Here is a 25,518-nt window from a genome sequence, read left to right on the forward strand (position 1 = left end):
CAACACTGTTGTATCGACGGAGAAACATAACTGATTGTTCTTGAGTTCTTCGCCGTCGGTGATTAACCCACAGCATTTATTTTTTGACCTGTCAAGGATGGCGGCAGGATGGCGATAACCTAAAACATTTGGGGCTAAACCCATAAGAAAAATGATTGACCCGAAACTGTTCGCATTCGCCGTGAGCATGATAACCATTTATGATATCATCATCGCTCCAGCCCAGATTGGTCCATATGGTATTGCACTCGATATCCGGAACCAGAAGAAACTGCCCGTTTTTATCGGTTGTTCGTTCAATCACCTCATATACAATGCGCATGGTAATGGTTTTTGATTCTCCTTCGGAATCTGTATATGCTACATCTTTCCATGAAGAACCAATGTAAACAGTTTTACCTTCACGGGGATTGCGGATGTCCTTACAGCATTCCTTTACTTTGGAAATCCAATCTTCTTTGGATTCGCCTCTACGAAGATTTCTTTTTACAATAAACCATGAGCCATCTTCGATAAGAATGCCCAGATTTTCAGCAGCATCATTACCTGCATCCATACGAACCAGCAGTTGCTTATCTGTCAGTTGATGTCCGAGCCTAAGTGTTTGCTTTAAAAATGCAGGTGTATTACACTGGCAATGCTGACTTCCTTCGCGTAGCTCTGTATTGGCAAGAAAACCCTCTGTGCCAATGTATGCCATCATTGGTGCATAACCATCAAACCCTTTGTAGGTATGTGCAACTCCTTCCTTATGAATTTTTGAATTATCCATAGGAGTGACATCAAGATCCAAGGGTACTAACTCAGACTCTAATGCTGAAGGCTGGACATTGAAGGTATTAAACATGTCAACATTTGCATTCAGGATTTCTTCTCTTAATGAAGAGCCTATGTCATCCATACGCTGACGTAAGGTCTCGGCAGATGGAATCGCCCTTGTGATACCAAGAGCAAGCCTGTAATACTCAGGATCATCAGACATCTCATTGATAGAATCATAAGAAGTCTTGCCCTGACAAAGAAGTCCTATATAAGAAAGAAGAATATCTCCATTTTTGATTTGGCTCTGGGAACGTTTGCCATCAACTTTCATGTTATTGCACTTCTTAATGAAGTTACTTTTGCCAAGCAGCTGTCCCACAAGAGATAATCCGCTGGGAGTAATTAGTCTTTCATTGGAAAATTCGATTACAAGCTTTTTCATAAGTATCCACCTCATATATTGATACTTGTATTATACTATATGAGGCTCGAAAAACATAGGAAATATAGGGAATTTCATATGTTTTTTATCTTCACCCAGTGGGTGAAAACAGAAACCGGAAATGAAACCGTGTTACACCTAGTATTTATAGGATATACGCCCGAAATAAGGTTATCAAGTTTCACGGATTAAGGTCTCTTCTAATTTTGTTGAAATCAAGTGTGTCAATAGCTGAGGTGTCAAATGATTTATTAAGTGTATCTGCTGAAATCGTCATATAAAATAAAAAGCATTTTCTAAACAAATCACGCTGTTCTTCAAAGAGACCCTCAGACAACATATTACACCAATCATACAAATCCCTGGCCGCAGCTCTTGTAATAAGAGCATTGCCTTTAGCTGCAAATATTTCCATAGGATTTACCATTCGTATTTTCAATCCATCATCAAATGCTGATGGAAGAATGCTTCTGTACACCGGTTCAAAGATATGCGCCCTCAAGGAATAGGTCAAACTCAGTCTGTGCATTAGCAACTTCATTAGCTGAATACACGCAAACCTTTACATCAACATCATAGTCCGGATAATCTTCCACAAATTTTTTATATGCTCTACAACACTGTTTTGTTGATTCTCCTACCGGATTAGCTAATGAACCTCCGAAGATTCCTGAACTAATCAGTGGAAAAGAAATACTATGATATCCGTTGTCCATCATTACCTTTAATGAATTGTAATATGCATCAAACAGTTCTTTAAATGCCTTCGGTGTTATTCCAAAATTTGGTCCAACTGCATGGATAATTGCCTTCGCATTTTTCATGTTAAAAGCAGGCGTAATAACTGCATCCCCATCATTTAGCGGAGTCTTATGCTTCTTGCAAGCAGCTGTAAGTTCATTCATCCCTGCCTTTCTGAATATTACTCCACATATTCCACCACCGGCCCAGAGACCGTCATTAGCTGCATTAACCACAACATCAACTTCCTGATCTGCACAGGAATCATTTATCAATTCAATCTTGCTCATATGGCTACTCCTTGAAAATATTGTTATTCGCTCGTCCCTCGGCTAAGCATCAAAAGATATCCCTCAAACTCAATAAGAATCACTTCAAATATCATTCCTATATAAAACTTTGAAAGGATATCATACCCCTTTGTTGCTCTGTAAAAGCCAATTGGTTTTCCCAAATAGTACTCGGTTCCTTCACAAAACAAAGCAAATGCATCGTGCCCCTTTCTTCCATGCATGTATTCAGGCATATGTTCATACATGCTCATGATAAATCCAGGTGCTTGGAAACTCTTAAAATCAGTCTCCTTTTCGAATTCAATTTTCATTTTATTTATTTTGTCTTCGATAGCTCCAGCATCTCCACCAATTGATTGAAGATATTCCTTCAGTCTAGCTGCAATGTATTTGTTAAAATCTTGGGATTCATCTATTTCAAATAGATCTGCCTCTACAATAGTGTATTGCGGGCACGCACTTACAAGGTATTCATCGCAAATTGTATCAACAACTCCAACCAAATATGCAGTTTTTCCGTTTATATTTTCAAATGTATATGCTTCTTTTGACAATGTAATCAGATCCTTTCTACCACAGGTATCAAAGTCAAATCAAAATACTTTCCATCTTAAAAGACATATCCTACTTTATTGATTCCAATTATGCCTCTTCTAAGTACATTGATATCAATAGTCTCATATTGCGATGTTTCAATACGATTTACTGTGTCTGTTATCTCAATCTCAGTCCTATTAACATCAGTTCTAGGAACTGGTATAGTATGAACCCCCATAGGTCATTTAGCAATCTCCATTCTAAGATTTAAAAATGCTTCATCTATTGTCAGCGAATCATCCGCTTTCGCCTGAGCTAATCCTGTTGCCATCATTTTATTAAACTCAGCTTCGGTTATACTATCCCTTGTCGCTATCTTTTGTGGTATTTCTAATGAAAACGGAACACCATCATGCATAATAACCTGTCTGTAGGTCATATCAATAAATACTGATACTGGTATTCCAAGCCTCTCTAATATCGCCTCTGCTGATTCTTTAATATCCGGTTGAATACGTGCTGTTACATTTGCTGTTTTTGCCGCTGCCATATAAACACCACCTCTCTGTTTTTCTTTATTGTGCCACTTTGTATAGCAATATGCAATACATTATTATTCTTCATCTGTTTCCCCATTTTTATTCCTCTTCTGCTTTTTCATTTTCTCTCCCAAATCATCAAATTCACGCTTCTTTAACTCTTTCGTCACATCCGTATAAATATCCATGCTTAAGTTCTTTCAGCAGATTATCTGCTATGTTTATTCTCATATAGTTTTCCTCAACTGCCAATGTGAATACCTGATACACTGCTCACAAAGACCTAGCATGAACTCGCCTTTTTCTCTTACCATTCCCTTGGAATCATTCAGATCAAGGCTCCATACATCCATCTCCAGCGGATTCACATAGTTATCCGTGTAAGTAGACATATTTACTACAGTTCCACCATAGGTCTCAGCAATATCAAAGTATTCGTTCATTGGATCTATGACGATTATTTCATCATCTCCCGACAATAATACGCTGCCCATTTCCATCTTGCAGAAGAAGGATTTACCGGAACCCGGCACACCAAATACAAAGCCATTTCCATTGATGAGCTTCTTTAATAACTTAAATCCGTCTGTAAATAAACCCATGTTTCTAACCTCGCTTTCTTTTTATCATGAATGCCTGCATTCATGCTGCGAAATGCACATCATGCAACGCATGATTTTCCTCTGTGCATTTCTGCAATCCTGCGGAGCATCTGCTCTGATTTTTCAGAGCACTGAAGCCCGCCGGGAACTTCACCCTGCGGGCTGTGTTCCCGACCTTACGGTCAGATACATATGAATAGTTGTGTTTATCCTGCTAACACTAATGGTATATCCATTGACTCCATAACAAAATTTGTGTATAATTTTGTTATCAAATGAGGAGGTGTTTTTATGCCAACAATCAAATCAAGTGCTGATTTAAGGAATAATTACAATGAAATTTCTACATTCTGTCATAATTATCCTGAACCAGTTTTCATCACGAAGAATGGAAAAGGCGACCTTGCCGTTATGAGCATTGAAGCCTACGAAGAACTGACCAGCCGCTTTGAACTTTACAGCCAGATCAAGGAAGGAATGGACGATATTGCCACAGGCAACACCAGACCATTTTCCGAAGCTATGGCTGATATCAGGAGCCGCCGCAGTCGATGAGCTATCATGTTCATATCACTTCCACCGCAGAACACGATATTGTGCGTGCTGCGGATTACATCGAATTTACCCTCAAAAATCCTGATGCCGCAGATAATCTGTTAGATGCTGCGACTGAGCAGATAGGCTCACTAGCCGACCTGCCACAGAAGTTTCGTCTGTTAGATGATCCGGTACTGGCAAGCTGGGGCATTCGTTTTGTAATAACCAATAATTACCTTGCCTTTTATACGATTGATGAAGAAAAGCAGACTGTAATCATAGTCCGATTTCTCTATCAGAAAAGTAACTGGACTTCCATTCTTCGACAGGGATTTTCCCTCATTTAAGGAATCTGTTTTTATGCAGGTTCCTTTTTAGTGCATTGCTTTATAAGCAGCCACACCCGCTACCGCCAGCACAAACACGGCTGCCAGTCCAAACATCATATTTCTTGTCTTTTTCTTCATTTCTTCAAATTCCTCCTGTTTCTTTACTGCCGACTCAGATGTTGTAATCTCTGATTGAGTTTTTTTCCATATACTCGTAAAAATTCATTCCATTAAAAGAATAAAATCCTCCAAGTGCTATCGGAGCTACACACGGAATTGCCACATAAGCAGAACCCGTAAGACCGATATACTTGTAAAGAAGAAGGACGATACCGCCACCGACTACTACGCTTGCAATGGAAAATATAAGCTGCCTTGCTTGTAAGTGTCTGTGCCCAGTCAGCATAACTTCCTGTAAATGCCGGAACGAATCTCTTCTTAAAGTGAATGAATCTGTTCTTCATGCCTTTCTCCTCCATCTGATTATTGTTTGTCGTAATAATCTGTTCTTTTCTCATGTTGTTTGTCTCCTTTTTGATAAAAAAATAAGCCAGCAGGGATAATCCCTAACCGGCTGTTGTAATGATTAAATCGGGCTTTTCCCGATGTGTTTAGCTATTACCACCTCCTTTCAAGGCGCAAAAAAGCACCTTAACCTTTATTAGCTAAAGTGCTTGTATTAGTTTGATATTAAATTGTTGTGAGTCAGCCAAACTTGAATTTGGTTATTAAAGATTTGCAAAATATTTTTCTAATGAATTCACAAACTCACCAATATGAATTCCATCTACAAAAGAGTAATACACCTGTACATATATTGGCAAGTTTTTACCTGAATTTCTTTTGGAAATATGTGTATATGTTATCCACAACATAGGGTAACAATGGGAAACTATCATTTCATAGTAATACTGTAAAAATAGGTTTACTGTTCATTTGTAACTTTCTTAGTGTCGACACAGTATTCTCAAAGTTTATTCATCATAGGAACATACACCACTTTGTCTAAATTCTGATAAAACGCATTTACTGATTTATTTTATAACCGGTCAGGATTTTCTCTCATAAAAATAAATTCCGCTACAGAGCGGTCATATGTTTTAATGTGTCCAAATAGCCAATCGATTACATTTTTCTGTACAAGTTCACTAAACTGTTCAGTTGGTCCTTCATAATCCTGAAGGTATTCTTGCAGTTCCTGAATTGTCTTTTTAAACTCTTCATGTTTTTCGTGATGTTTTTCATACTCTGGATAACCAGCATTTTCCTGAAGCTTTTCCTCTTCTTTGAAATGAAAGTTAGTATACTCATCCAGATAATCCAGCATTTTGATTGCTTTTACCTTGCTGTCGCCATTTTGACAGGCAGTTAAAAAGTTCTGGATACGGTCAATCAATTCTTTATGCTGTGTATCGATTGTTTTATTTCCTGTTATTAAATTGTCATCAAAAGTAATATTTAAATCATAAGTCATAATCTGGTCTCCATTTCTTTTATATATTCTCTTGGAATTATTTGTGTCTATCAGTTTCATATTAGCATTATCTGCTTAGTCTTCTACAGGAACAAAAACATCTTTTCACAATCCACAGAGTGGACAGACCCAGTCATCTGGAATATCCTCAAATACAGTTCCTGGAGCAATACCTCCGTCTGGATCTCCTACTGCCGGATCATAAATATAGCCACATGGTCCACATTCATATTTTTTCATAGTCATTTTCTCCTTTTCCTGTTGATTTATTTTTGTTATTAGATTTCCACCGTATTTTTCAGTGTTTTGTCTCTTTGTTTTCTACATATAGATTATATATAATAATTTCACTATTTTCAATAACAGTAATTGTTATTATTTTATGTTTTCAGATTTATTCATGTCTGCATCAACTATTACGCAACAAGTAGGTTCTACACGATTTCTGAAAACATAGCAGTGCATTGCTCTTTCTCATGCAGCATCATTTATTACCATATATTCATCCAAATTCCGTTCGGTAAAACATTCATTTCACATAGGCACAGTATACCACATTTTCTGTGCCTATGCTATATCATTTAATGCTTCTTCCGATATGAACTCATCCTAATCTTTTTTTGACTATGCCAAAAATTGGTCAAATCTTGGTCAAAACCCCTTGACCAACTATATATTTTAGTACATCCAAGCTCTGAAACCCTTGATTTTCCTGCATTCCTACTTATCAATAGACTTCATCGTCGGGAGCTTTTTTGGAAGTTTATCTTATCCTTTCATATCCTTGTAAACCCTTGTAAAATGGACTTTTCCGGATTTCATACTCTTAGTCACTCTTAGACGATTTTTTAACTTTTGTACGTCCAAAAGATGTCTTTCGAATTAAAATACGTCTTTTTATTTTGGTGCATGTATTGTTATGTCTAACACAACAATACATAAGGATTATATCATATTTTTTCAGTCTGAATAGGGCTATCTTTCAATCTTCAAAAGTTTCCAATCACAGGACTCTTTTCTAAAAAATATCCATATTCTTTGATAAGTTTTCAATTACTGATTTGGTAACATCGGGATTAGCTTCTGCATAGATATTCATAGTTGTTGATACATCTGCATGTCCCATTACCTCTTGAATTACTTTGATGTTGGTCTCATTCTCGCAAAACCTTGATGCGAACGTGTGCCTGAATATGTGGCAAGAGAATCTTGGAATCATAATCGGTTCTCTCTTCTCCTTCTTTGCAGCTACCTCTTCCTCAGAATTGTGTGTATCAACAATTCTCTTAATTGCTCGATTGACTGCTGCCGGATTGTGTGGCATACCGAAGCGATTTGTAAAAACAAAATTCGTCATACCATCTACATTCTCCACACAAAAACCTTCCTGCTTTTGCCTATCATATTCTTCCTGAAGTACATCATATACCTGTTGCATCATTGGTATTTTGCGATTTCCTGCTTCTGTCTTTGGCAACGACACTCTAAACTCACATCTATACGAATCATCTGCTCTCTGATAATAAGTTAAGCTGTGGTTGATATCAATAATTCGATTATCCAAATCAATATCATCCCATCGTATTCCGATTGCCTCTCCTATTCGGCATCCGGTTCCCAGTAAAAATACAAAAAATGGATACCAATGATAGAAAAACGGATTCTTCGCTACATATTCCATGAATTTTCTCTGTTGTTCCACAGTTAATGCCCGACGTGTTTTCCTCGCACCGCCATTACGTTTCTTCACTTCGCAATATGCTCCGTCTACTGGATTCTTCCTTATTATATCGTCTCGCACTGCAAGTTGAAATGTTGGTCTTAATACCGTATTGATGGTCTCAAGTGTATTAATCTGCAAACCCTGATTGTTAATCAAGTCCGTATAAAAGAATAATACATCTGAATACTTCACATCTCTTACTTTCTTCTTGCCAAATGTATCACGAATAAAGTGATTCCATGTATATAGATAATTACTGTAAGTAGTACTACGCAATTCTGTTTTCGTTGATATATATCTATCAAACAGAAAGTTCACATCCGCTTTTCCTGCAACATAGACATCAAGTCCATCCATCTGGTCTCTTTGCAATTGTTCTTCTCTTTCTCGAAGCTTCACTAAAGACTTTGCATAAATGGTTCTCTTCTTGCCTAATGGATCAATATATACATATGAGTATCTTCCGTCGCCTTTTCTGTAACCCTCACCCTTTCTTAATACTCTACCTTTACCATCTTTTCTACAAGCCATCTTTCTCTCCTTTCTGGAGAAAAGAGCCCGTTCTACTGATTGGACTGATGTTTCAGCTGTAACTCAACACCCAATCTAATCAATTGCGAAATGGATAGATTATGAGATTCAGCATACTCAACCATTATCTGATATTCCTCTTCTTTGAATTTAACAGTCACCTTATGATCAAAAGGTTTCTCTGCTTTTGGTCTTCCAGTTCTAGCCATTTGTATGCCTCCTTCATATCTTGTCTATATTATACTTTTGGTCTGACCGAAAGTCAATACATTTTTTCGTTTTAGACTCATTTTTCTCCATACCAATTCATATTTCTTCTATATAAAATGCGTCCTTTACTCAATTACTTGTAAAACTCGTCATCTACAATATGAAAGGTCTCAAGGTATTCATCAATGATATCCAAATTTACAAGCACAAGCTGATTGACTTTATAACAAGCTTTTGCATCCTTCGCCAGCTGCATGAATTTTGATACGCTCATAGAATACATCTCTGCACCTTCCGAATAACGAACAAATCTTTTGTTATTTGTTTTCTTAGTTCTGTTGTCCATTTGCCAGTTCCTCCATTACCATCTTACGAGCCACAGGTAACAGATCAAACTGTTTGATTAAAGCTCTATCAATTTCTTCTCTCATTCCAGAGTTTTCAATGACTGTTCCGCTTTTAGCTCTAATGCAGCTTTTTGAGATTGTCTGAGCATCCTCTGGCATAAAGTCTGACATTTTGCTAATTCCAAACCCACTAACATCCTTAGGATTAAGTATTACATGAACCGGAATGTCCTTTAACTTAGTACTTAACGGAACAACTGATACCTGTGGTGCCCCATCATGGTTGCTTGCATCACACGAAATGATTACGCCTGGTCTTATTCCTCCCTGGATACCATGCGGATTTCTTCCAAAATCTGCATACACTACATCAAATTTATTGTATTTACCATATTTTCTCTTACCCATAATTAAGATACCTCCTTAATATGCATATCCAGTCTTCCCTCATCTACTGTCGCAACAACTCCACCTGCTTCAATAATCAAACCAACCTTGTAATATGCATCTGCTAAACTACTTGATACTGCTGCCATATTTGCTACGACAACTCCACTAATCTGCTTTTTACGAATCATATTCACAATCTGCATCCACTGACGGTCAACATCTCTTTGCGAGAATCCATTTCTTCTAATCTTCCCGACAATATGAAATTCTGATTTCTTTGCAAAATCGTGTATATATCTACTCTGCTTATCTTCAAGCATATTTACTTTTTCTAATGGAGCCTGCACAGAAAGGTACTCGATGCAGTCCAATTTTTTTATTTTTCTTCTCATATTCTGCCTCCTATGCAGACTGCAAAGCCTGCTCTATCATAAAATCAAATGTTTTCCTTAAATACTCCTGCTTATCTACAGGCAATTCTCTTAACTTTGAATCTAACGAATCAGATGTAGTATCTATTGCTAACAGTGTATTTGCATCTGTATTATATACATCCATAAGCATATAAAGATTCTTCATACTTAAATTTCTTCCACCCTGTTCTACCTGTCCAAGTGTTGAAACACTTATTCCAGTTTTAGTCGCTACCTCATCAAGCAGAAGTCCTTTGCCCTTACGAACATTACGAATCACCGGACCAATTTTATATCCTTCATATTTCATCACTGTGACCTCCAATATCTTGTGCCATTTCTCGAATCATTTCCACAGCTGCATCTTCAGTTTCATACTGACCGAGCCACTTCCCACTTCGATCATGTACAACTGTTCCAAATGAAGTCTGTGTAAATCTACAATCTTTCACAGCCGGGACTTGCTTGTCCCGACCAGAAAGATTTCCAGCTTCCTCATCAATGTGGATTTCATATCCCCATTTTTTCAGAATATCCGTTAGCATCTGAACTCCTCTGCATGAGAAACTGTTATAGGCACTGGACCAACTTCAAGAAAATACAGCCATATTCCCATATCATTGATAGTTCTCACGAATTCCTCAAGATCCAGGATGTCGTCTGTGATATCGTTGAGGCTTTTTACTACAACAACCTTAAAATCAGCATCTTTCAAAACATCAAAGAGCCAACCAATTTCCTTTCTGTCATAATCACCTTCACTGGATGTATCTGCATACACCGTATCTATCATGACTCCGTTAGGAATTGTCTTTGCATTCATTTCCATAACCATCTGAGCTACATTTAATGGTGCTCTACGGGACTTCACAAAAGCAATGCCCTTTACAAGTTCCTGATTCTCGTTGTTTCCTACTACATTAAAATTTGCTTTGTTCATAATGTTGTTCTCCTTTACATTGTCTGTATTGGAGAGTTTTGGCGCCGCACTCTCGTGGTGTGCTGTTCTCAAGCACATGTTTATTGTAGCCTGTGCACCACCAAATGCCGACCGTGTGCAGACGACAATTGTGTCGTGTCTACACGACATTTATTTGGAATAAAAAAAGAACAGTAACAGACCTTTTATAATCTATTACTGTTCTTATGTTTTATAGAGTTACAATAATCCATCTGGATTAGGATGTGTTTTAAAGTAGATATGTAAATTAGTATGCCTCTCCAAAGAATGTAAACCTTCTTTGATATACCTCCATGATGCGCCCATATTATCAGGTACTTCATTTACAACATCTGACTCCAAGAATGCTGGAAATAGATATTCTTTTCCTATAAATTTCTCATAAAATTCATCCGCATATTCTTGCTTTAAATCTTTGTCTAAATTAATCTCATTGTACAAGGCATGATCCAGATTACAAGACATAAAATACATTTCATATGGAAATGATTTTATCATCGTCTGATTCAATAAATATTCCAATATATCTCTCTTACTTTTATTTCTTTCTATTGCACGCTGTGGGTAAGTACAGCTAATATTGGCAGTTGAATATTCAAATGCATATGTTGGTCCATTTACGATAGCGGAATCTGGAATATATGCTCCATCCATATCAAATATTTGAACAATTTGTATAACGTCCGAATTTTTTAATTTCTTATCTTTAATTACTTCTTGAACAGTTTCATATATTCTATTCTCAACATTAGCTATAGTTACCGTTGGATCACTTGTTATATCTCCATTTGTAAATCCAAAGTCAATTTCCTTATTCCTTCTGTATATTTTTTTGAAAATATTTTCCAAAGCCGCCTTATCCGACGAACCTTCAACAATAAAGATAATCGTTTTTTTCTCTTTTGCCATAGTTACCCCCTATTCTCAGACTCTTGAAGTCTCTTCTCAAAATCAGGGGAAAATGTCAATTTACCTTGTTCTGTTCCAACTTTTCCAGCTTTTCGGAATGCATATCCCATCGCAAGCAGATCATCCTCATCGTACAGCTCTTCGTTTTGTCCTCCCACTGTAATTGCGCGAATATAAAAATCTCTCTTATTATGATTCTTTTCAATCCCCTTCAATCTGATATAGCGATTTTCCGGATTGACAGTTGAACATACAATATTTTTTGCATCTAACTTTTCCAGTATACGCAGATTATGTGATGTAAATATCAGCTGACCTTTCATCTCGCTATGCATCATACCCAGCAATTCTCCAAGCAAATATTCAAATATTCCAGAATCCAGTTCATCAACAACCAGACAAACACCCTCATTATTGTATACAGATATAAGATAATTCAAAATAGATATGATACGTTTAATTCCTTCAGATTCATATCGCAACAAAAATTCTTTTCCGTCTCTAACAGAGTATACCTCTACCTGAATTGCCTTTGTTCCATCAGGACGTTCTAATTCCATTTTCTCTTTCAATCGAATCTGTAAATTAGGTATTACTGATTTAATTGCCATATTAATTGCATCAACAACTATCTTCACCTGTACATAATCTTCTTGCGGTATTTCTGTTACACCCGAAATGGCAAGTGGCATAATCGCCTGCATAATCTCTGTTTCGGTCTCTTTGTGCACATTGATTGGGATAATCTGATTATTATTGATAGTCCCTAACTGGTTAACTTTAATCACATTAAAGTCAACATAAGCAAACTGTAATATGCCTAAAATAACATTTCTAAAATCTCTAACTTCCATACTGTCTTCTAGTTTTTCAATATTGGCCTTTACAAGTTGATTAAAAAAAACAGAAATATTCTTCTGTGCACAAATAAGTGCTAAATTCTGCATATTTGTCAAAAAAGGAATAGCTCTTAAACTTGATAAATGATTAGATGTTACACTTATATTATGTGTTTCTAAAACATCCGTATTTCCATAATAAGGATTACAAAAAGAAATATCCCGTTCCGATTTCCAGGACGCCCCTCGCTTCCAATACCGCAATTCCTCCATATAAATTTGAATTGCCTTTTCTTTCTCATCTACCCGTAAATAAGCTTGATAGACCACCTTATATTTTTCTTCTCCAATCCAAACAAAGAATTCCGTACGGATACAGCTAGAACCATCTTTTGACAAAATGCCTTCATACATCTCGTAATTTATAGGACTTCCTGTAAGAATCTGTCTTAACATATCTAATGCTTCTACTAATGTTGTTTTCCCGGAACCATTCTGTCCGTAAATGCCTACAATGTCTGTTTTATCACACATCGCCTTTTTATTGATGCTTCCATAATTCATATACATAACATCTCCGTACGCAACGTTTTTTATATTACGTATTTCAGAGCGCATAATTCTTACTTTATATTTATTTTCCATGGTTATTCTCCTAACACATAAGCACTTTTACTTGCTCTACTATTTTATACCAATTCCGACATTTTGTCCATACTGATTATTGCTTTTCTTTCCTTTTAAATATTATTATATGTATAATCATACAAAATATTCATTTTTATCTGTTCCCTTCCATTTTTTCCATTTTTATTTCTTAATTTAATCAGTTATTTGAACATTTTTTAAAGCTCTCATCATTGCCAGACACTGTTGAATTTGAAGTTCACTCATATTTGAAAGAACATTAACTGCTTCCGATATTAATGAAGCTTTTGTATCCTCAGCTTTTCCATGCATAATATACTGTTCTGACACATCCAAAGATGAGACCAGACACTCTAAAGTTTGAACCTTAAACTCACCACCATTTTCAATAGCAGATAACGCCTGTCGGCCAATTCCTATACGATCTGCTAATTCATCCTGAGTTAACCCCAATTCTTTTCGCCTATCAGCTATACGTGTTCCTCTATCATAATCTTTAGCCTTTTCAGCCATCTGGTCTCACCTCCTTCCTTTTTCACGAAAAAACGCCCAACGAAAATATACTTGTAACCTGCATTACAAACATATCCTCGTCAGGCGTTGGTAGCTATAGAATCCTATGCTCCGATTTGCTCAGTACGATTCTCTTCTATAATTTTATTACTTGATGCTCGACCATCATGGAGGGAAACTGCCACAACGGATTTGCATATAGGACATTTTATTGAAACGATGCCCTTCGATCCTCGCAATAAATCAAACAATCGCTTGTTCTTACAGCAAGGACAGGCAACGTGAATGTACTCATCTTCCACACTTGCACCTCCTCTTGCGACGTAAGGCAACTGTTATTTTCCTGCTAAGATAGCGTAATTTAATTATAGAACATATGTTCTGTTTTTGCAAGTATAATTAATCTTTTTTCATTTTTTAAACTACAAAAAGCCGAAGCAGAACTCACGCATTCTCAAATGCATGTGCACTACTCCGGCTTTGTTTTCTTACAGTGTATACCTAAGAACTAGCTCGTCCAAGTATAAAATATTCTATTTGTTTGTCATATATCTATCCAGACATTCTCTTACTTGACTGCTAAGCGCATCTATATCGATATAATCAAGATGTCCATGTCGTCCATATATCAGTACAGCTTTTCCATCTCTTACACCAGGGGTTCCAATAAATAATCCATTTTCAGAACCTCCGTGTGTATATATTCTATCCTTTAAAGTAACATCTTCCATATACAATAGAATCCCTCCTTACATCTCAGCAGCATCAAGCTTACTTGATACTGCTGAAAGAATTGCTCCCCACTGGGATTCTAAATTATCAAACAGTAATCTATTATTTTCTGTATCTTTCATTGCTGCTCTTGCCTTCACATAACTTAAAATCAAAAGCATAATAGCATCTCTTGCCTTGGCTTTATCTACTGATTCGTCAGCCGAATCAGCTTTAAGAGCTTCTCCGCACAATGGTTCAATCACTTTTTGATAATATGGATGATTTGTATTCAATTTGATTACCATTTTATCCCCTAATAATGTTTCTGTTTCAAAAAGAACCGATGCGGGATAAGCAACAGTAAGAATCGAATACATATTATTATGAATTGATTCCTTGCGAGCTTCTCTTGAAGCAGCTGATTCTTCACCATTTCCAGCTGTTTCATCCAAAATCTGCTCAATTTTTGCATCTTCTTCCTCTTTTGTCATACCTTTCTTTGTCTGATTCATAGGAAGAATATCATCTAAATCAGTCATAATTCCAGCGACATTATCAAAATGATTCTTTGCCTGGTTTTTCTTTGCCTTTTCAATTGCACGATCTTCTTTTATTCGTTTTCTAAGTGATGTTATTGCACCTGTCAACTCAGATTTTAATCGATCCTTCAAGGCGCCTATTGGCTCTGCTCCTCTTTTAATATATCTTACCTGGAAGCATTCATCTAACTCTGGCGGGAAAGAGATCTCGCATCCCCACCATCTATCATTGTCCTGATATGAAAACTGACCTCTTTTCAGACCAATTAAATATGGAATCTTATCATACAAAACTTCTCTGTTAGCTCTAAGAATTGACACGCCTTCATTTTGATCAATTTTTCTTTTTCTTGCTTCAATATTTCCACCATCACCAATATTGGTACGCCATTCTAATGGAAGTAATGACAGTTTAATTCGAATGGTTGCTTTTTCCCCGGGTTTCCCAGGTATTTCCCAATCAAATGAATGTTCACTATATAGCTGTGCTTTTGGATCTTGCGATTCTTTTGTATCGAACTGTGTTGGTCCCGCCATATATAATGGATCATGTAAATATACAATTCGTCCATCAAGATAAATCTTAAGCCCAGCTTCAATAAACTTTCTGTAAGTTCTACCTAAATAATTTGCAATAAGTCCATTGAACTCATTCGGATCAACACGTCTTCCTGTTCCATCCATACGATCACAATTTGATAAAATCACAAGTGTTCCTGTATTTCCATCATAGAATTCTTTATATTCATCCGGAATCTCTTTTTTCTCAGGAGCGGATATGATAATCTTACCTGCTTTGATCTCATCCAAATCAATATATGTATAGAGGAAATCAGCCACCTCGTCCTCTCTGGAATACACTTCGATTCTTCTAGCAAGTGAAATTCCTCCCAAAGTCATTCCAACTCCAAATTTACCTATTCCAAGACGACCATTTTTATGGTCTCTCATAGAACACCCCAGCACTAAGCATCTTGCCAAAATATCCTCAGACATACCAACTCCATTATCTGCAACAGCAATTCTCTGAATTTCTTCAATCTGTTTTTTACCAACTTTTTCAGTTTTCTTATCAAAATCAATTCGGATTTCTCTTGCTCCAGCTTCTACTGAATTATCAACAATTTCGCCCAACCCATTTTCAACTGAATAATCATTGTATCGCAATGACTCATACATATGCGAGACATCAATAAGATCCGATCCACTCGGCACTTCAAACTTGTTACTAATAATTTCTACTGACATATAAACGTCCTCCTTAATTATATTTTCGGGCATAGAAAAAGACCTTACACCAACAAGTGAAAGGTCTCATTTATATCATTACACAATATACCAATAGAAATCTAACTGAAAATAATTACACTTATAGACTATTCCCTAGAATAATCCTATTTCCAATACTATTCGATTTACGTACACCGTCCTGATATCTTTTATTCCCACAGCATTTACCATGAGACTTTCCATCTTGTCCGATTCTTACATTAAATCATAATATAAATTGTTTTATTTGTCAAGCCATATTCGTTCATATTTATTCATATTGATTCACATATCGCTTTTCTGTTTTGTCTATCCATATAATTTTTGTTTAAACGCCTAGTCTATAATATATGATATCTGCTAATATCATGTTTCCAGCAAATAAACTTTATATATTTCCAAATATGCTCTTACAGCTTTTAGGTCTTTATTATCGGATTTACTGTACTTCCATCCCGACTACAAAAGCACTGTTATACTTATTCATGCTCTTCATCGCAATCTTCATTACGTGAACAGATTCTTCCATATTTTTTATCTGAACCTTTAGCTGTTTTTTTTCTTCCCTGGAAGCAACATTCTCCTTCAGTTTCAGCTCGACAAGATCTTTTTCGATACTTGCAATATTCCTTACATACTGCTCATATATAGTATTGGAATATTCTACATCCTTTTCATCATTTAAGAAGATTTCCCTTACAGATACCATCAGCTTTGCAGACTGTGAAATCGTTGTTTTCTTACCCATAAGTCCAACTGCTGATACTGCTCCGCCTGCTCCTATCCCGACTCCGGCACCAAGTATGGCACCACCACCCACAATAGCCATTGTGCCACCAGCCATTCCCAGTCCTCCAGCTGCTATTGCACCACCGCCAAGATATGCCAAACATGCATTTGTTAATGCTGCACCACTTAATCCTGGAAAACTTGAACCAACAAGTGCAACTGCAATTGTCGGTGCAAATGCTCCTGCTGTCACAACAACCGCGATGGTAATTCCAGCCGCTACTACAATACCCGTAATCGCTGTCTTTAACACTTCACTCATTTCTCTTGTTATTTTATCGTAGGTTTTCCTCAGTCTCTTTATATACCCCGACTGATAGTATTTACTTCCAAAGTTTTCTTCCAAATATTTGTCACCACGGGATTTGTTGTAACCATTAATTTGTAGTTGCAGTTCCTTATATTTTTTACTTGGAACATCATTTCCCTTTTTGTCTTTTTCGAGTGACAATGGATAATATGGTTCAAATAGCATTGTTTCCAATAATACTAAGCGAAACCATATGCCTGCAGGGTTCTGTTCTTTAATTTTTTCTTCCAATTCTTCCTCTGAATACCAGTGAAGGATAACATTTTCTTTTTCAATAAACCCAGAAAATCCCAATGACATATATTCTTTCCATTCATCAATCCAATCACTTTTTAAAGATATAATCTTTCCCTTCATGACCGGATTCACTGTACTTTCCATATCATTTATGGTTTTATATAATTCCAGATTATATAGAATCTCTGTCTGTTCTAACGACAAACCAAATTTTTCATAATCCATCGATTCTCCCAACCTTTCATAAATTGCTTCATTAGTCCTTGTATATGTATTCTTATCGATTTTCTCATACATATCTCGAATCGCTTTTACATCTCTTATCTTGAAATAGTTAACCATTTCATTCCCAAGAGCAACCGTAAACCTGCCTACACCAATAAAATTAACTGAAACAAAATATTTCTGTGTAGCAATAGCTTCTGTCACATCAATTGTTGTAAATACTCCTGTTGCAATTGCAAGCATCCTACTAATCGTAGCATTTCCAAATGGTTTTACTTTCTCCCAATCAAGGGACCTTATATCATCAAAGTTTTTAGGAGATTTTCCCTTAATTTCTGTAATAAAGCGTCTTATAAAATAGAAAGTACGCACAATACATTCATTCGCCATAACAGGGATAGACTGTCTTCCAAGCTCTACTACCGCTCCTAGTTCTCCTCTAAAGTCTAACTTGATTTCTGTACCCTTTATAATCCTTCCAGCTTCATCATGCTGTGCAAAAAAAGTACCATTAAACAACTTTGACAGAAATTTTGATAATGGCTCATCCTTAATTGTCATCTTCTGAAATATTGGTAGAGCAGACATTTCCTTTGCCATCGCTAGTATCGGTCCTGGTATACCTGTTCCACCAGACAGCCCTGCAGTAGAGCTTGAACCTGCAATATCACTGACCAGATGAAAAAACCATATGACAGTTCCCTTTAATAATTTATCGGGAATATCCTTACCGATAAACTGTTTGCTCTTCTCCGGTACCGGAACTACTATAAAATTTCCTAATGTATCTGTACCGTAAGACATACCGGTAAACTGTGTTAAAACAGAAAAAATTAGTCCTACAATAGTTGGATGATGTGCAAAATCCCTTAAATGATGCTGCAATCCACCACCAAAATCAGATGTATTTCCATCTGCTGCAAGCGGAAACATCTTCTCAAGAAATGCAACCGATCCCTTAAGACCATCATCCTTACATCCCAATACTTTGGCAACCCTTTTTACGAATTCTCCAACTTCCTTATCCGTTAATTCTCTTCCTCTGACAAGACTAAACTCACCCACCCACAGAATATCCATTAGTCCACACAAAACACCTGAAGAAACAGCGACAAAATAATCGAACTGATCTGCTTCACTTTTCATTGCTTCTATTCTATTGTTTAAATCAAACAGTGATTGTTCTATATCCAATCTTGCCATCTGAGACTTATCAATCACTGATACACTGATATTCTGCATTTTGTCAACCACCTTTCAGAAATATACACTTTCGTTATTCAACAGATATAAAACATTATTCGTCGTATATTTTATCTACCTCAGCTTCATAGACTAACTCTGTATTTGAATCAAATAATACCCATTCCACCAAGTCAAAACTATCTGGATTATCCTGCAAAAATCTATTAACTGTTCGAACAGCAATCTTAGCCGCCAGTTTTACTGGAAAACTATACACTCCTGTGGATATAGATGGAAATGCAATTGCTCGGATTTCATTATCCATTGCCAACTTCATAGAATTAAAATAACAACTTGCAAGAAGTTCCTCTTCCTTACTTTTGCCACCATTCCAAATCGGACCCACAGTATGTATCACATAATCGCATGGTAGATTATATGCTTTTGTAATCTTTGCCTGACCAGTCTCACAACCATGAAGTGTCCTGCACTCTGCTAAAAGCTCCGGCCCTGCTGCACGATGTATTGCACCATCAACACCGCCACCACCGAGTAGAGAGTTATTCGCAGCATTTACAATTGCCTGCACGTCTGTTATTTGAGTAATGTCACCTTTTAGCGTCTTTATTAAATACATTATTGCCATCCTTTCCAGATCTCTGGCTGATAACCGAGAGTAGACTTTTTCCCATTTCTGACTACTGGTGTCTTAATCACCTGCGGATTATCAAGCACTTTTTGTAGTTTATCCTCATCTGCTATATACTTGATAAGTGCCAGTAAATCCTTGTCCTTGCCATCCCAGTTAATCATATTTTCAAGACCGCCATTAGTCTGTGCAACAGAAGTAAACTCCCCCTTACTCATACCTTTTTCTTTCATATCAATAAACTGATATTTAATGCCACGCTCCTTGAAGAAGCGTTCTGCTTTCCTTGTATCATTACATTTCTTTGTTCCAAATATCTGTATATTCATATCAATATTCCTTTGTTATTTCTTCATTTATTCCATACATGGTCTTAAATTTTTCAAGATCTGACGGGCTCTTTATCAGCATTACCTCTTCTATCTTCCCTGTATGGATATCTTTAAAACCTGCAACCTGCTCACCATTACAGATACTTGCTTTGATTACCGGTTTCTTATTTTCCATATCATAAGACTGTGTTACTATTTTCTTTTTAAACAGTTCCATCATGTCCACCTTCTTTCGCCTGCACCATCAATACAAGCTTTTCAAATGACTGTGCAAAGCGTTTATCATCTTCTTCCGTCCGCTTTTTCGGTCCCTTAACATGATTCTTGTGAGAGCCTCGTCTTGCTTTCTTATTAAGGTGCCTCTCCATTAACATCTGGTCAATATTTTCATTCGTATACCACTTGCCGGATTGATGAATTGCATACGCCCCTTTGCCAAGAGCCATAGCTGCAACTCCATAATCCTGAGATACCACAACATCATCCTTATGACAAATGCTAATCAACTTATAATCTACTGCATCCGCTCCTGCTCCAATCACTATCACATCACTGTAATCTGAATATAACACGTGGTTTGTGTCACAAAGTAACGTAACTGGAATATTGTATTTTTCAGCAATCGACTCGACAATGTCCACAACCGGACACGCATCTGCATCTACAAATATCCGCATCATTTTCTCTCCAGTTCTTTTTGAATCCAAGTCATGATTACATCCACAAGATACTCCTGCTGCACTTGGCTCAATTCCTTGCCGGGTTGCATTTTATGCCACTTCCGTATGCACTCCCTACAACAAGTTGCAGTCGCATGTTGAGCAATAAATACCGGATGCCCCTTGGTCGGAGTCTGCTTTCCATCATTCGGGATAACTGCCGGGGCTTCCCTTTTTGCAATAAAGTCTCTTGCATGTTGTCTGATGGTATCAAGTCCCTTGTCATTTATGTAATCAATATCTTTCTGTTTCAAATGAAAACCACTTCGGAACTTGGAATTACCAAGTCTTTCAAACAGTTGTTTATACCACTCATCTTTAGTCATTAGAACTTCTCTACTTCCGGTTCATGTGTAAATGATGAAAATGTAGCGGTTGCATTTTTAAAATAAAACACCTCTGTATTACCATCATCTGCAGAATACATCTTCTGCAGTGATGGATATGCGTCAAGCATAGACTGTCTTGCTTCTCTGCGGTCATCTGGGATAAGTTCGCCAGCTACACGAAGCCACTCACCATTCTTAAATGCACATATTTCAGCCTTTGGATTGGCATGTAGTTGCCTTGACACATCCTTCACCTTACCTGTCTGTATATAAAGTTTTCCTTCAAAAATGTGAGCAGTTCCAAAAGGTCTTACTCTTGGCTGGTCTCCATCAACTGTTGCTAAATAATATGTTTCTGCATCTTTTAAAAATTTTACTACTCGTTCCATGATATAATCCTCCTGTCGTCTTATTTGATTAAATCAAAAATTCTGAAACTCGTCCTCTTATAGATTTTATTATAGGCTATTTTCCTTAAAGTACTGATTCAACCTATCAATTGCTTCAATGCTGACTACCTGACCAGTCCTTCAATCCACTAATTCTTGCATAATGCCACATTCTATTTAATAAATCCTGCGAATATCCCTCAAAGTCTTTTTGTACAACTATGTTATCCACAACTTGAATGTTCTTGTTACGTTTTTCTATTTTAATAAGAAAATTCCTGTCCGGAAGCTTGTTACTCTTTCGCTCATTACATGATGCACACGATAGAACAAAATTCCATAATTTATCATCTTTCACAAAAGACCACGGAATGAAATGATCCACATGTGTCACTTTTCCAAGCTTCTTTCCACAGTAGAAACAGGTATTCTCTTCAAATTCCTTTCTCAATATCTCTCGATATATAGACAGGTCTTCCCTCTTTGGTGTTGCTAATTCAAGCTTATCTATCACTCGAATCAAAACATTATCATCATTAATCTGTTCAAGAAACCGTGCCCATGCATAATAATTCAGCTTTTCTAGCTCAGCCTTATATTTCAGCATAAAATCATATACACAAGGATTAAGCACCAATTCAGCTTTTTTCGAGTCAAAAGAATATATTATTCCATCAAAATCATCATATAACGCGCCGATCACGTACCGTTTGCATTCAGCAGTAATTTGCTTGATCACAGCATCCTTTTTTCTAGGCTCTACAGCATCAAATTCCAAATTGCCCAATATCGAATCCTCTACAAGCGCTGATTTTAAAATCAGTTCGACCCGAGAGTATTCTGACTTACCATCTTTTCTCATCTGCCGCAAATTATATTTCACAACCAGATTCCAGTAATTGTATGTAAAGCGACTGAATAATTCCTCATAGCTATATCTGATACCAGCTTGTGTTATTTCTCCACTAAATGCGCTATCAAGCAGTGCCTTTATTAACCCAAATTTATATGTATTTCTCTTTTTACATGCGTCTGAAAACACAAAATTGAAGAGTGACCAAATTCGATCTTCGCTTACGTCATATTCAGTTATTGTTCCATTTTTTAGGTTCCACCCTGCCATAAGCGATATCCTTTCCTAATTTGCTCTTTTACTGTCGCCGGTAGTATAATCAATTTCTATACCTGGCTGAACATTAAATACATATGCACAAAAACATACTCCAGCTCCGGCATCTTCAACAGAATACGCTTCCATCAATACACCACTAGCCAATAAATTTTCTCCTTCAAAAATCGGAGTAACTCTATACATTACATGATTACCAGACTTCTTAACATAAGTTGCAACCTCATTTTCAAAAGGCAACATACCTTCTATATTCATATAGCGGGTACCAGTAATCAAATTTTTCTCGTTTGCATTTTCTCCCGCAAGTTGATAACCAATAAGGTGACAACGATTATATAAATAACAATCTTCTATGACTTCTGGATATTTTATTGTATGCCAACCAGTTGGCTTTATCATTCCAATTTCTTCTCTTTCAGCTGTTGGCATAAGATCTATGCAAATGTTAGCATATGCCACCCCACATCGACCTAACTCATCTAATTCACTATATGTCTCATAGACTTCTGTAGTAATCTCAGATGTATCCCAATACGGCTTATTCCCATTAATTTGTACATATGGAAGTCCGGTATACTTTGGAATTTCAAATTCTTCGTGAGATTCTACAATCAAAGATTGATTTTTTTCTTTGTATAATTTATCGCTGATTATCATTGCACTGATTGCAATAATACCAAGAAGAATAGATAAAATTATTTTCTTTCGATTCATCTGACACATCTCACTTTATTAAAGATCCAATTCAAAATTATCGTCATCAATGTCAATAATCTTTTTTTCAACTCGCTTCGGCTTTTTCTCCATATGTTCTGACACTTTCAAAGTTTTCTCTTCCTGCGCAGCACTTTCCTTAAATAGGCTATCCACAAGATTACTTAAATATGCTGAATCCTTCGGTTCCTCTTTATTATACTTTTCTGCATAGGAATCAGGTATTTTTTTTGCTCACATCTCTTCAGCACTACTATTCAAAGATTCCGCTAATACCATATTTTCTGTGGTATTTTTATTGTACCAACAAAACTTTTTAGGATTCCATTTCCACTTAAACATCTTAAGTGTTTCTCTCGTCATCTCATCCGGCTTTCCGTCAAAATACAGTTCTATTGAATTGTATTCATAATTGTTTTCTATCCTCATATAACTTCACCTTCTTCTGTCCAACACTTCATATTCCATATTTTGATTTCTTATTAAGTGAGAATCCAAGAATTCCACCAACAACACCGCCTAAAATATGCGCCATATTAGAAATGTTATCTTGTAATACAATCCCCTCATAGATTTGCTGTCCCAGATAAATCACAGCAACAAGTATGAATGTAATCGGAATTTCACCCTCTCGGAAACTTGTGAATGACGACATTAAGATAAATGCAAACACCACACCACTTGCTCCACATAGAGCTGTATTCCAAAAAAAGACATAGTTCACAACGCCGGTCACCAACGCCGTTACAACAATTACTTCTATCATTTTTAGAGCACCATGTTTTTCCTCTAGCATTGGACCCAGCAACAAAATGTATGCCATATTCCCGATAAAATGTTGCCATCCCTCATGTCCAAAAACATGTGTAAAAAGCCTTACATAGGTAAGAGGTGAAAATAATGATGAATGATATGTCATAAACACGACCTGATTACTTTTTCCACCTGTAAGATAATTTAACAATGTTGCCAAAAAACAAATCATAACAAAGCAGAGTACCACTGGGGAATTGAATGTTATTCTTATTTTTTTCTTCATCCGTAATCACACTCCCAACTTATCTGCTTCCTGCCTCCAGCAATGCACGCTTTAATTCTTCTTCGACTTTTACAAGTTCTACCTCAGCGTCCTGACGTTTCTTTGCTCCTTGTTCATGTATTTTTACAACTTCATTAATAGATGAAATGAGCTGTTGGTTACATCTCTTTAACGTTGCAATATCTACGACTGAACGCTCTGCTTCTTTTGCTGTTTCCACAGTAGCCACTTTTAATGTCTCTGCATTTTTTGTCAATAACTCATTTGTTTTCTCCGTTATCATGTTCTGTGCAGATAAAGCACGCTGTGTATGTTCAATACCAAGAGCCAATACCATTTGATGTCTCCAAAGTGGTATGGTGTTAATCAACGAGGACTGAATCTTTTCTAACATTTCTTGGTCATTGTCCTGCAATAATCTGATCTGTGGAGCTACCTGCATAGCAATTACTCTAGTAAGTTCCAAATCATGTAACTTCTTCTCAAAACGATTACACAGATTTACATACTTATTGTAGTTTTCAACATCTTCCTGCATCTGAGTCATTTCAGCTTTCTGACGTAAAACTTCAAGTTGTTCACCTCTTGCCTTATCCAACGCTTTTTTACCTGCAATTATATACATTGTAAGTTCTTTAAAATATTTCAAATTCAAATCGTACATCTGCTCAAACATTTCTACATCCTGTGTCAGTACAACTTGATGCTTTTCTAGATCTTTCTCAATTCTGGACACATTTGTTTCTGCTTTTGCATAATTAGCCTTAATAGAATCTATTCCTCTTTTTGCTTTCTGAAATATTCCTAAGAAACCTTTCTTTTCTGGTTCTGTTGTCGCATCTAAAGCAACAGTTAACTCCTTTAGTGCATCACCCACATCTCCCAATTCACTAGTTTTAACTTTTCCAAGTATATTAATAGAAAAATCAGAAATGCTTTTTTGTGCACTCGAGCCATACTGAATAACCTGCTTTGCATTAGAAATATCAATCTCATTTGCAAACTGCTCGACCATTTCTTTCTCATCGCTACTAAGCATACTTTCATCAATAGATCCTGCACTGTACTCACTCTGTGCTTGTACAACTGGCTGAACGGTTTGTCTTACAGGCATGGTTCCCTGTAAAATATCTGTTTTCTTTTCTTCATCTGGATTCAGTGTCAATGTTGGTTTTGTTTGATCTTCCATAGTTAGTCTCTCCTCTCA

General features: G+C 36.6%; 34 protein-coding genes and 2 pseudogenes. 2 read left to right on the forward strand and 34 right to left on the reverse strand.

Annotation, left to right across the window (positions count from 1 at the left end):
• Positions 1 to 163: 163 nt before the first annotated feature.
• From ACTQ1L_RS04610 to ACTQ1L_RS04635, 6 genes and pseudogenes are all read right to left on the reverse strand, one after another.
• Positions 164 to 1,219, reverse strand: a pseudogene (locus ACTQ1L_RS04610) (IS1380 family transposase); the annotation flags it as partial.
• Positions 1,220 to 1,385: 166 nt separating this feature from the next.
• A complete protein-coding gene (locus tag ACTQ1L_RS04615; protein ID WP_441365646.1) occupies positions 1,386 to 1,682 on the reverse strand; it encodes a nucleotidyl transferase AbiEii/AbiGii toxin family protein in 297 nt (98 codons plus the stop codon).
• Between the two features lie 4 nt (positions 1,683 to 1,686).
• Positions 1,687 to 2,235 (reverse strand): macro domain-containing protein, encoded by a 549-nt coding sequence (locus tag ACTQ1L_RS04620; RefSeq protein ID WP_441365648.1) that lies wholly within the window; start codon positions 2,233 to 2,235, stop codon positions 1,687 to 1,689.
• 23 nt (positions 2,236 to 2,258) lie between these two features.
• Complete coding sequence (locus ACTQ1L_RS04625) at positions 2,259 to 2,792, reverse strand: hypothetical protein (protein ID WP_441365649.1); 534 nt, start codon at positions 2,790 to 2,792, stop codon at positions 2,259 to 2,261.
• A 224-nt stretch (positions 2,793 to 3,016) separates the two neighbouring features.
• Complete coding sequence (locus ACTQ1L_RS04630; protein WP_441365651.1) at positions 3,017 to 3,325, reverse strand: type II toxin-antitoxin system RelB/DinJ family antitoxin; 309 nt, start codon at positions 3,323 to 3,325, stop codon at positions 3,017 to 3,019.
• A gap of 219 nt (positions 3,326 to 3,544) precedes the next feature.
• Positions 3,545 to 3,883: pseudogene (locus ACTQ1L_RS04635) on the reverse strand (helicase HerA domain-containing protein); the annotation flags it as partial.
• 324 nt (positions 3,884 to 4,207) lie between these two features.
• Between ACTQ1L_RS04635 and ACTQ1L_RS04640 the strand changes: the two are divergent.
• Both ACTQ1L_RS04640 and ACTQ1L_RS04645 read left to right on the forward strand, forming a co-directional pair.
• Positions 4,208 to 4,471 carry a type II toxin-antitoxin system prevent-host-death family antitoxin gene (locus tag ACTQ1L_RS04640; RefSeq protein ID WP_022352516.1) on the forward strand — a complete coding sequence of 88 codons (264 nt, stop codon included), beginning with the start codon at positions 4,208 to 4,210 and terminating at the stop codon, positions 4,469 to 4,471.
• Positions 4,468 to 4,800 carry a type II toxin-antitoxin system RelE/ParE family toxin gene (locus ACTQ1L_RS04645; RefSeq protein WP_441365653.1) on the forward strand — a complete coding sequence of 111 codons (333 nt, stop codon included), beginning with the start codon at positions 4,468 to 4,470 and terminating at the stop codon, positions 4,798 to 4,800. The genes ACTQ1L_RS04640 and ACTQ1L_RS04645 overlap by 4 nt, the downstream gene beginning before the upstream one ends.
• Positions 4,801 to 4,954: 154 nt before the next feature.
• Here the strand turns inward: ACTQ1L_RS04645 and ACTQ1L_RS04650 are convergent, their stop codons facing one another.
• The 28 genes from ACTQ1L_RS04650 to ACTQ1L_RS04785 form a co-directional block, all read right to left on the reverse strand.
• Entirely contained in the window at positions 4,955 to 5,188 is a 234-nt protein-coding gene (locus ACTQ1L_RS04650) for a PrgI family protein (protein WP_441365655.1), read from the reverse strand.
• Between the two features lie 633 nt (positions 5,189 to 5,821).
• Positions 5,822 to 6,256, reverse strand: coding sequence for a bacteriohemerythrin (locus tag ACTQ1L_RS04655; protein WP_441365656.1), 435 nt, complete (start codon positions 6,254 to 6,256; stop codon positions 5,822 to 5,824).
• A gap of 105 nt (positions 6,257 to 6,361) precedes the next feature.
• Positions 6,362 to 6,496 carry a rubredoxin gene (locus tag ACTQ1L_RS04660; RefSeq protein ID WP_441365658.1) on the reverse strand — a complete coding sequence of 45 codons (135 nt, stop codon included), beginning with the start codon at positions 6,494 to 6,496 and terminating at the stop codon, positions 6,362 to 6,364.
• A gap of 778 nt (positions 6,497 to 7,274) precedes the next feature.
• A complete protein-coding gene (locus ACTQ1L_RS04665) occupies positions 7,275 to 8,510 on the reverse strand; it encodes a tyrosine-type recombinase/integrase (protein ID WP_441365659.1) in 1,236 nt (411 codons plus the stop codon).
• Between the two features lie 32 nt (positions 8,511 to 8,542).
• Positions 8,543 to 8,719 (reverse strand): CopG family transcriptional regulator, encoded by a 177-nt coding sequence (locus tag ACTQ1L_RS04670; RefSeq protein WP_279207235.1) that lies wholly within the window; start codon positions 8,717 to 8,719, stop codon positions 8,543 to 8,545.
• Between the two features lie 134 nt (positions 8,720 to 8,853).
• Positions 8,854 to 9,066, reverse strand: a complete 213-nt coding sequence (locus ACTQ1L_RS04675; RefSeq protein WP_279207236.1) for a DUF6462 family protein — start codon at positions 9,064 to 9,066, stop codon at positions 8,854 to 8,856.
• Complete coding sequence (locus ACTQ1L_RS04680) at positions 9,050 to 9,475, reverse strand: type II toxin-antitoxin system PemK/MazF family toxin (RefSeq protein ID WP_279207238.1); 426 nt, start codon at positions 9,473 to 9,475, stop codon at positions 9,050 to 9,052. Before ACTQ1L_RS04680 ends, ACTQ1L_RS04675 begins: the two co-directional genes overlap by 17 nt.
• Before the next feature lie 2 nt (positions 9,476 to 9,477).
• Positions 9,478 to 9,849, reverse strand: a complete 372-nt coding sequence (locus tag ACTQ1L_RS04685; protein WP_279207239.1) for a resolvase — start codon at positions 9,847 to 9,849, stop codon at positions 9,478 to 9,480.
• A 10-nt stretch (positions 9,850 to 9,859) separates the two neighbouring features.
• Positions 9,860 to 10,180, reverse strand: a complete 321-nt coding sequence (locus tag ACTQ1L_RS04690; protein ID WP_279207245.1) for a helix-turn-helix domain-containing protein — start codon at positions 10,178 to 10,180, stop codon at positions 9,860 to 9,862.
• On the reverse strand, positions 10,170 to 10,415 hold the full coding sequence (locus ACTQ1L_RS04695; protein WP_279207240.1) for a terpene synthase: 246 nt from the start codon (positions 10,413 to 10,415) through the stop codon (positions 10,170 to 10,172). Before ACTQ1L_RS04695 ends, ACTQ1L_RS04690 begins: the two co-directional genes overlap by 11 nt.
• On the reverse strand, positions 10,409 to 10,810 hold the full coding sequence (locus tag ACTQ1L_RS04700) for a recombinase family protein (RefSeq protein ID WP_441365662.1): 402 nt from the start codon (positions 10,808 to 10,810) through the stop codon (positions 10,409 to 10,411). Before ACTQ1L_RS04700 ends, ACTQ1L_RS04695 begins: the two co-directional genes overlap by 7 nt.
• A gap of 219 nt (positions 10,811 to 11,029) precedes the next feature.
• On the reverse strand, positions 11,030 to 11,740 hold the full coding sequence (locus ACTQ1L_RS04705; protein ID WP_441365664.1) for a hypothetical protein: 711 nt from the start codon (positions 11,738 to 11,740) through the stop codon (positions 11,030 to 11,032).
• Positions 11,741 to 11,742: 2 nt separating this feature from the next.
• On the reverse strand, positions 11,743 to 13,224 hold the full coding sequence (locus ACTQ1L_RS04710) for an AAA family ATPase (protein ID WP_441365666.1): 1,482 nt from the start codon (positions 13,222 to 13,224) through the stop codon (positions 11,743 to 11,745).
• 177 nt (positions 13,225 to 13,401) lie between these two features.
• On the reverse strand, positions 13,402 to 13,740 hold the full coding sequence (locus ACTQ1L_RS04715) for a helix-turn-helix domain-containing protein (protein ID WP_441365668.1): 339 nt from the start codon (positions 13,738 to 13,740) through the stop codon (positions 13,402 to 13,404).
• Positions 13,741 to 14,273: 533 nt separating this feature from the next.
• Positions 14,274 to 14,471: a hypothetical protein gene (locus ACTQ1L_RS04720; protein ID WP_441365670.1), complete on the reverse strand. Its 198-nt coding sequence runs from the start codon at positions 14,469 to 14,471 to the stop codon at positions 14,274 to 14,276.
• Positions 14,472 to 14,489: 18 nt separating this feature from the next.
• Entirely contained in the window at positions 14,490 to 16,241 is a 1,752-nt protein-coding gene (locus tag ACTQ1L_RS04725) for an ATP-binding protein (protein WP_441365671.1), read from the reverse strand.
• A 460-nt stretch (positions 16,242 to 16,701) separates the two neighbouring features.
• On the reverse strand, positions 16,702 to 19,026 hold the full coding sequence (locus ACTQ1L_RS04730) for a hypothetical protein (protein WP_441365673.1): 2,325 nt from the start codon (positions 19,024 to 19,026) through the stop codon (positions 16,702 to 16,704).
• A gap of 94 nt (positions 19,027 to 19,120) precedes the next feature.
• Positions 19,121 to 19,645: an O-acetyl-ADP-ribose deacetylase gene (locus ACTQ1L_RS04735; protein ID WP_441365872.1), complete on the reverse strand. Its 525-nt coding sequence runs from the start codon at positions 19,643 to 19,645 to the stop codon at positions 19,121 to 19,123.
• Complete coding sequence (locus ACTQ1L_RS04740) at positions 19,645 to 19,986, reverse strand: arsenate reductase family protein (protein ID WP_441365674.1); 342 nt, start codon at positions 19,984 to 19,986, stop codon at positions 19,645 to 19,647. Before ACTQ1L_RS04740 ends, ACTQ1L_RS04735 begins: the two co-directional genes overlap by 1 nt.
• A 1-nt stretch (position 19,987) precedes the next feature.
• Positions 19,988 to 20,206 carry an aspartate dehydrogenase gene (locus ACTQ1L_RS04745; protein WP_441365873.1) on the reverse strand — a complete coding sequence of 73 codons (219 nt, stop codon included), beginning with the start codon at positions 20,204 to 20,206 and terminating at the stop codon, positions 19,988 to 19,990.
• Positions 20,193 to 20,666, reverse strand: a complete 474-nt coding sequence (locus ACTQ1L_RS04750; protein WP_441365875.1) for a YaiI/YqxD family protein — start codon at positions 20,664 to 20,666, stop codon at positions 20,193 to 20,195. The genes ACTQ1L_RS04745 and ACTQ1L_RS04750 overlap by 14 nt, the downstream gene beginning before the upstream one ends.
• Positions 20,666 to 21,034, reverse strand: coding sequence for a DUF4186 domain-containing protein (locus tag ACTQ1L_RS04755; RefSeq protein ID WP_441365676.1), 369 nt, complete (start codon positions 21,032 to 21,034; stop codon positions 20,666 to 20,668). The genes ACTQ1L_RS04750 and ACTQ1L_RS04755 overlap by 1 nt, the downstream gene beginning before the upstream one ends.
• A complete protein-coding gene (locus ACTQ1L_RS04760) occupies positions 21,034 to 21,426 on the reverse strand; it encodes a pyridoxamine 5'-phosphate oxidase family protein (protein WP_441365678.1) in 393 nt (130 codons plus the stop codon). The genes ACTQ1L_RS04755 and ACTQ1L_RS04760 overlap by 1 nt, the downstream gene beginning before the upstream one ends.
• Before the next feature lie 115 nt (positions 21,427 to 21,541).
• On the reverse strand, positions 21,542 to 22,549 hold the full coding sequence (locus ACTQ1L_RS04765; RefSeq protein ID WP_441365680.1) for an HNH endonuclease domain-containing protein: 1,008 nt from the start codon (positions 22,547 to 22,549) through the stop codon (positions 21,542 to 21,544).
• 15 nt (positions 22,550 to 22,564) lie between these two features.
• Positions 22,565 to 23,272 carry a DNA/RNA non-specific endonuclease gene (locus tag ACTQ1L_RS04770; RefSeq protein ID WP_441365682.1) on the reverse strand — a complete coding sequence of 236 codons (708 nt, stop codon included), beginning with the start codon at positions 23,270 to 23,272 and terminating at the stop codon, positions 22,565 to 22,567.
• 234 nt (positions 23,273 to 23,506) lie between these two features.
• Positions 23,507 to 23,701, reverse strand: coding sequence for a hypothetical protein (locus tag ACTQ1L_RS04775; protein WP_441365684.1), 195 nt, complete (start codon positions 23,699 to 23,701; stop codon positions 23,507 to 23,509).
• Between the two features lie 28 nt (positions 23,702 to 23,729).
• Complete coding sequence (locus tag ACTQ1L_RS04780) at positions 23,730 to 24,311, reverse strand: rhomboid family intramembrane serine protease (RefSeq protein WP_441365686.1); 582 nt, start codon at positions 24,309 to 24,311, stop codon at positions 23,730 to 23,732.
• Between the two features lie 19 nt (positions 24,312 to 24,330).
• The gene (locus tag ACTQ1L_RS04785) at positions 24,331 to 25,500 is read right to left on the reverse strand and encodes a toxic anion resistance protein (protein WP_441365688.1); all 1,170 of its coding nucleotides are present in this window, start codon (positions 25,498 to 25,500) and stop codon (positions 24,331 to 24,333) included.
• Positions 25,501 to 25,518: the final 18 nt, after the last annotated feature.

Source organism: Agathobacter sp. LCP21S3_B2, assembly GCF_052118705.1.
Classification (GTDB): domain Bacteria; phylum Bacillota; class Clostridia; order Lachnospirales; family Lachnospiraceae; genus Roseburia.

Excerpts from the sequence above, each read along its gene's own strand:
- ACTQ1L_RS04620 (WP_441365648.1), bottom strand. The coding sequence starts at position 2,235 with ATGAGCAAGATTGAATTGATAAATGATTCCTGTGCAGATCAGGAAGTT.
- ACTQ1L_RS04630 (WP_441365651.1), bottom strand. The coding sequence starts at position 3,325 with ATGGCAGCGGCAAAAACAGCAAATGTAACAGCACGTATTCAACCGGAT.
- ACTQ1L_RS04640 (WP_022352516.1), top strand. The coding sequence starts at position 4,208 with ATGCCAACAATCAAATCAAGTGCTGATTTAAGGAATAATTACAATGAA.
- ACTQ1L_RS04645 (WP_441365653.1), top strand. The coding sequence starts at position 4,468 with ATGAGCTATCATGTTCATATCACTTCCACCGCAGAACACGATATTGTG.
- ACTQ1L_RS04650 (WP_441365655.1), bottom strand. The coding sequence starts at position 5,188 with ATGCTGACTGGGCACAGACACTTACAAGCAAGGCAGCTTATATTTTCC.
- ACTQ1L_RS04655 (WP_441365656.1), bottom strand. The coding sequence starts at position 6,256 with ATGACTTATGATTTAAATATTACTTTTGATGACAATTTAATAACAGGA.
- ACTQ1L_RS04660 (WP_441365658.1), bottom strand. The coding sequence starts at position 6,496 with ATGAAAAAATATGAATGTGGACCATGTGGCTATATTTATGATCCGGCA.
- ACTQ1L_RS04665 (WP_441365659.1), bottom strand. The coding sequence starts at position 8,510 with ATGGCTTGTAGAAAAGATGGTAAAGGTAGAGTATTAAGAAAGGGTGAG.
- ACTQ1L_RS04670 (WP_279207235.1), bottom strand. The coding sequence starts at position 8,719 with ATGGCTAGAACTGGAAGACCAAAAGCAGAGAAACCTTTTGATCATAAG.
- ACTQ1L_RS04675 (WP_279207236.1), bottom strand. The coding sequence starts at position 9,066 with ATGGACAACAGAACTAAGAAAACAAATAACAAAAGATTTGTTCGTTAT.
- ACTQ1L_RS04680 (WP_279207238.1), bottom strand. The coding sequence starts at position 9,475 with ATGGGTAAGAGAAAATATGGTAAATACAATAAATTTGATGTAGTGTAT.
- ACTQ1L_RS04685 (WP_279207239.1), bottom strand. The coding sequence starts at position 9,849 with ATGAGAAGAAAAATAAAAAAATTGGACTGCATCGAGTACCTTTCTGTG.
- ACTQ1L_RS04690 (WP_279207245.1), bottom strand. The coding sequence starts at position 10,180 with ATGAAATATGAAGGATATAAAATTGGTCCGGTGATTCGTAATGTTCGT.
- ACTQ1L_RS04695 (WP_279207240.1), bottom strand. The coding sequence starts at position 10,415 with ATGCTAACGGATATTCTGAAAAAATGGGGATATGAAATCCACATTGAT.
- ACTQ1L_RS04700 (WP_441365662.1), bottom strand. The coding sequence starts at position 10,810 with ATGAACAAAGCAAATTTTAATGTAGTAGGAAACAACGAGAATCAGGAA.
- ACTQ1L_RS04705 (WP_441365664.1), bottom strand. The coding sequence starts at position 11,740 with ATGGCAAAAGAGAAAAAAACGATTATCTTTATTGTTGAAGGTTCGTCG.
- ACTQ1L_RS04710 (WP_441365666.1), bottom strand. The coding sequence starts at position 13,224 with ATGGAAAATAAATATAAAGTAAGAATTATGCGCTCTGAAATACGTAAT.
- ACTQ1L_RS04715 (WP_441365668.1), bottom strand. The coding sequence starts at position 13,740 with ATGGCTGAAAAGGCTAAAGATTATGATAGAGGAACACGTATAGCTGAT.
- ACTQ1L_RS04720 (WP_441365670.1), bottom strand. The coding sequence starts at position 14,471 with ATGGAAGATGTTACTTTAAAGGATAGAATATATACACACGGAGGTTCT.
- ACTQ1L_RS04725 (WP_441365671.1), bottom strand. The coding sequence starts at position 16,241 with ATGTCAGTAGAAATTATTAGTAACAAGTTTGAAGTGCCGAGTGGATCG.
- ACTQ1L_RS04730 (WP_441365673.1), bottom strand. The coding sequence starts at position 19,026 with ATGGCAAGATTGGATATAGAACAATCACTGTTTGATTTAAACAATAGA.
- ACTQ1L_RS04735 (WP_441365872.1), bottom strand. The coding sequence starts at position 19,645 with ATGTATTTAATAAAGACGCTAAAAGGTGACATTACTCAAATAACAGAC.
- ACTQ1L_RS04740 (WP_441365674.1), bottom strand. The coding sequence starts at position 19,986 with ATGAATATACAGATATTTGGAACAAAGAAATGTAATGATACAAGGAAA.
- ACTQ1L_RS04745 (WP_441365873.1), bottom strand. The coding sequence starts at position 20,206 with ATGGAACTGTTTAAAAAGAAAATAGTAACACAGTCTTATGATATGGAA.
- ACTQ1L_RS04750 (WP_441365875.1), bottom strand. The coding sequence starts at position 20,666 with ATGCGGATATTTGTAGATGCAGATGCGTGTCCGGTTGTGGACATTGTC.
- ACTQ1L_RS04755 (WP_441365676.1), bottom strand. The coding sequence starts at position 21,034 with ATGACTAAAGATGAGTGGTATAAACAACTGTTTGAAAGACTTGGTAAT.
- ACTQ1L_RS04760 (WP_441365678.1), bottom strand. The coding sequence starts at position 21,426 with ATGGAACGAGTAGTAAAATTTTTAAAAGATGCAGAAACATATTATTTA.
- ACTQ1L_RS04765 (WP_441365680.1), bottom strand. The coding sequence starts at position 22,549 with ATGGCAGGGTGGAACCTAAAAAATGGAACAATAACTGAATATGACGTA.
- ACTQ1L_RS04770 (WP_441365682.1), bottom strand. The coding sequence starts at position 23,272 with ATGAATCGAAAGAAAATAATTTTATCTATTCTTCTTGGTATTATTGCA.
- ACTQ1L_RS04775 (WP_441365684.1), bottom strand. The coding sequence starts at position 23,701 with ATGAGGATAGAAAACAATTATGAATACAATTCAATAGAACTGTATTTT.
- ACTQ1L_RS04780 (WP_441365686.1), bottom strand. The coding sequence starts at position 24,311 with ATGAAGAAAAAAATAAGAATAACATTCAATTCCCCAGTGGTACTCTGC.
- ACTQ1L_RS04785 (WP_441365688.1), bottom strand. The coding sequence starts at position 25,500 with ATGGAAGATCAAACAAAACCAACATTGACACTGAATCCAGATGAAGAA.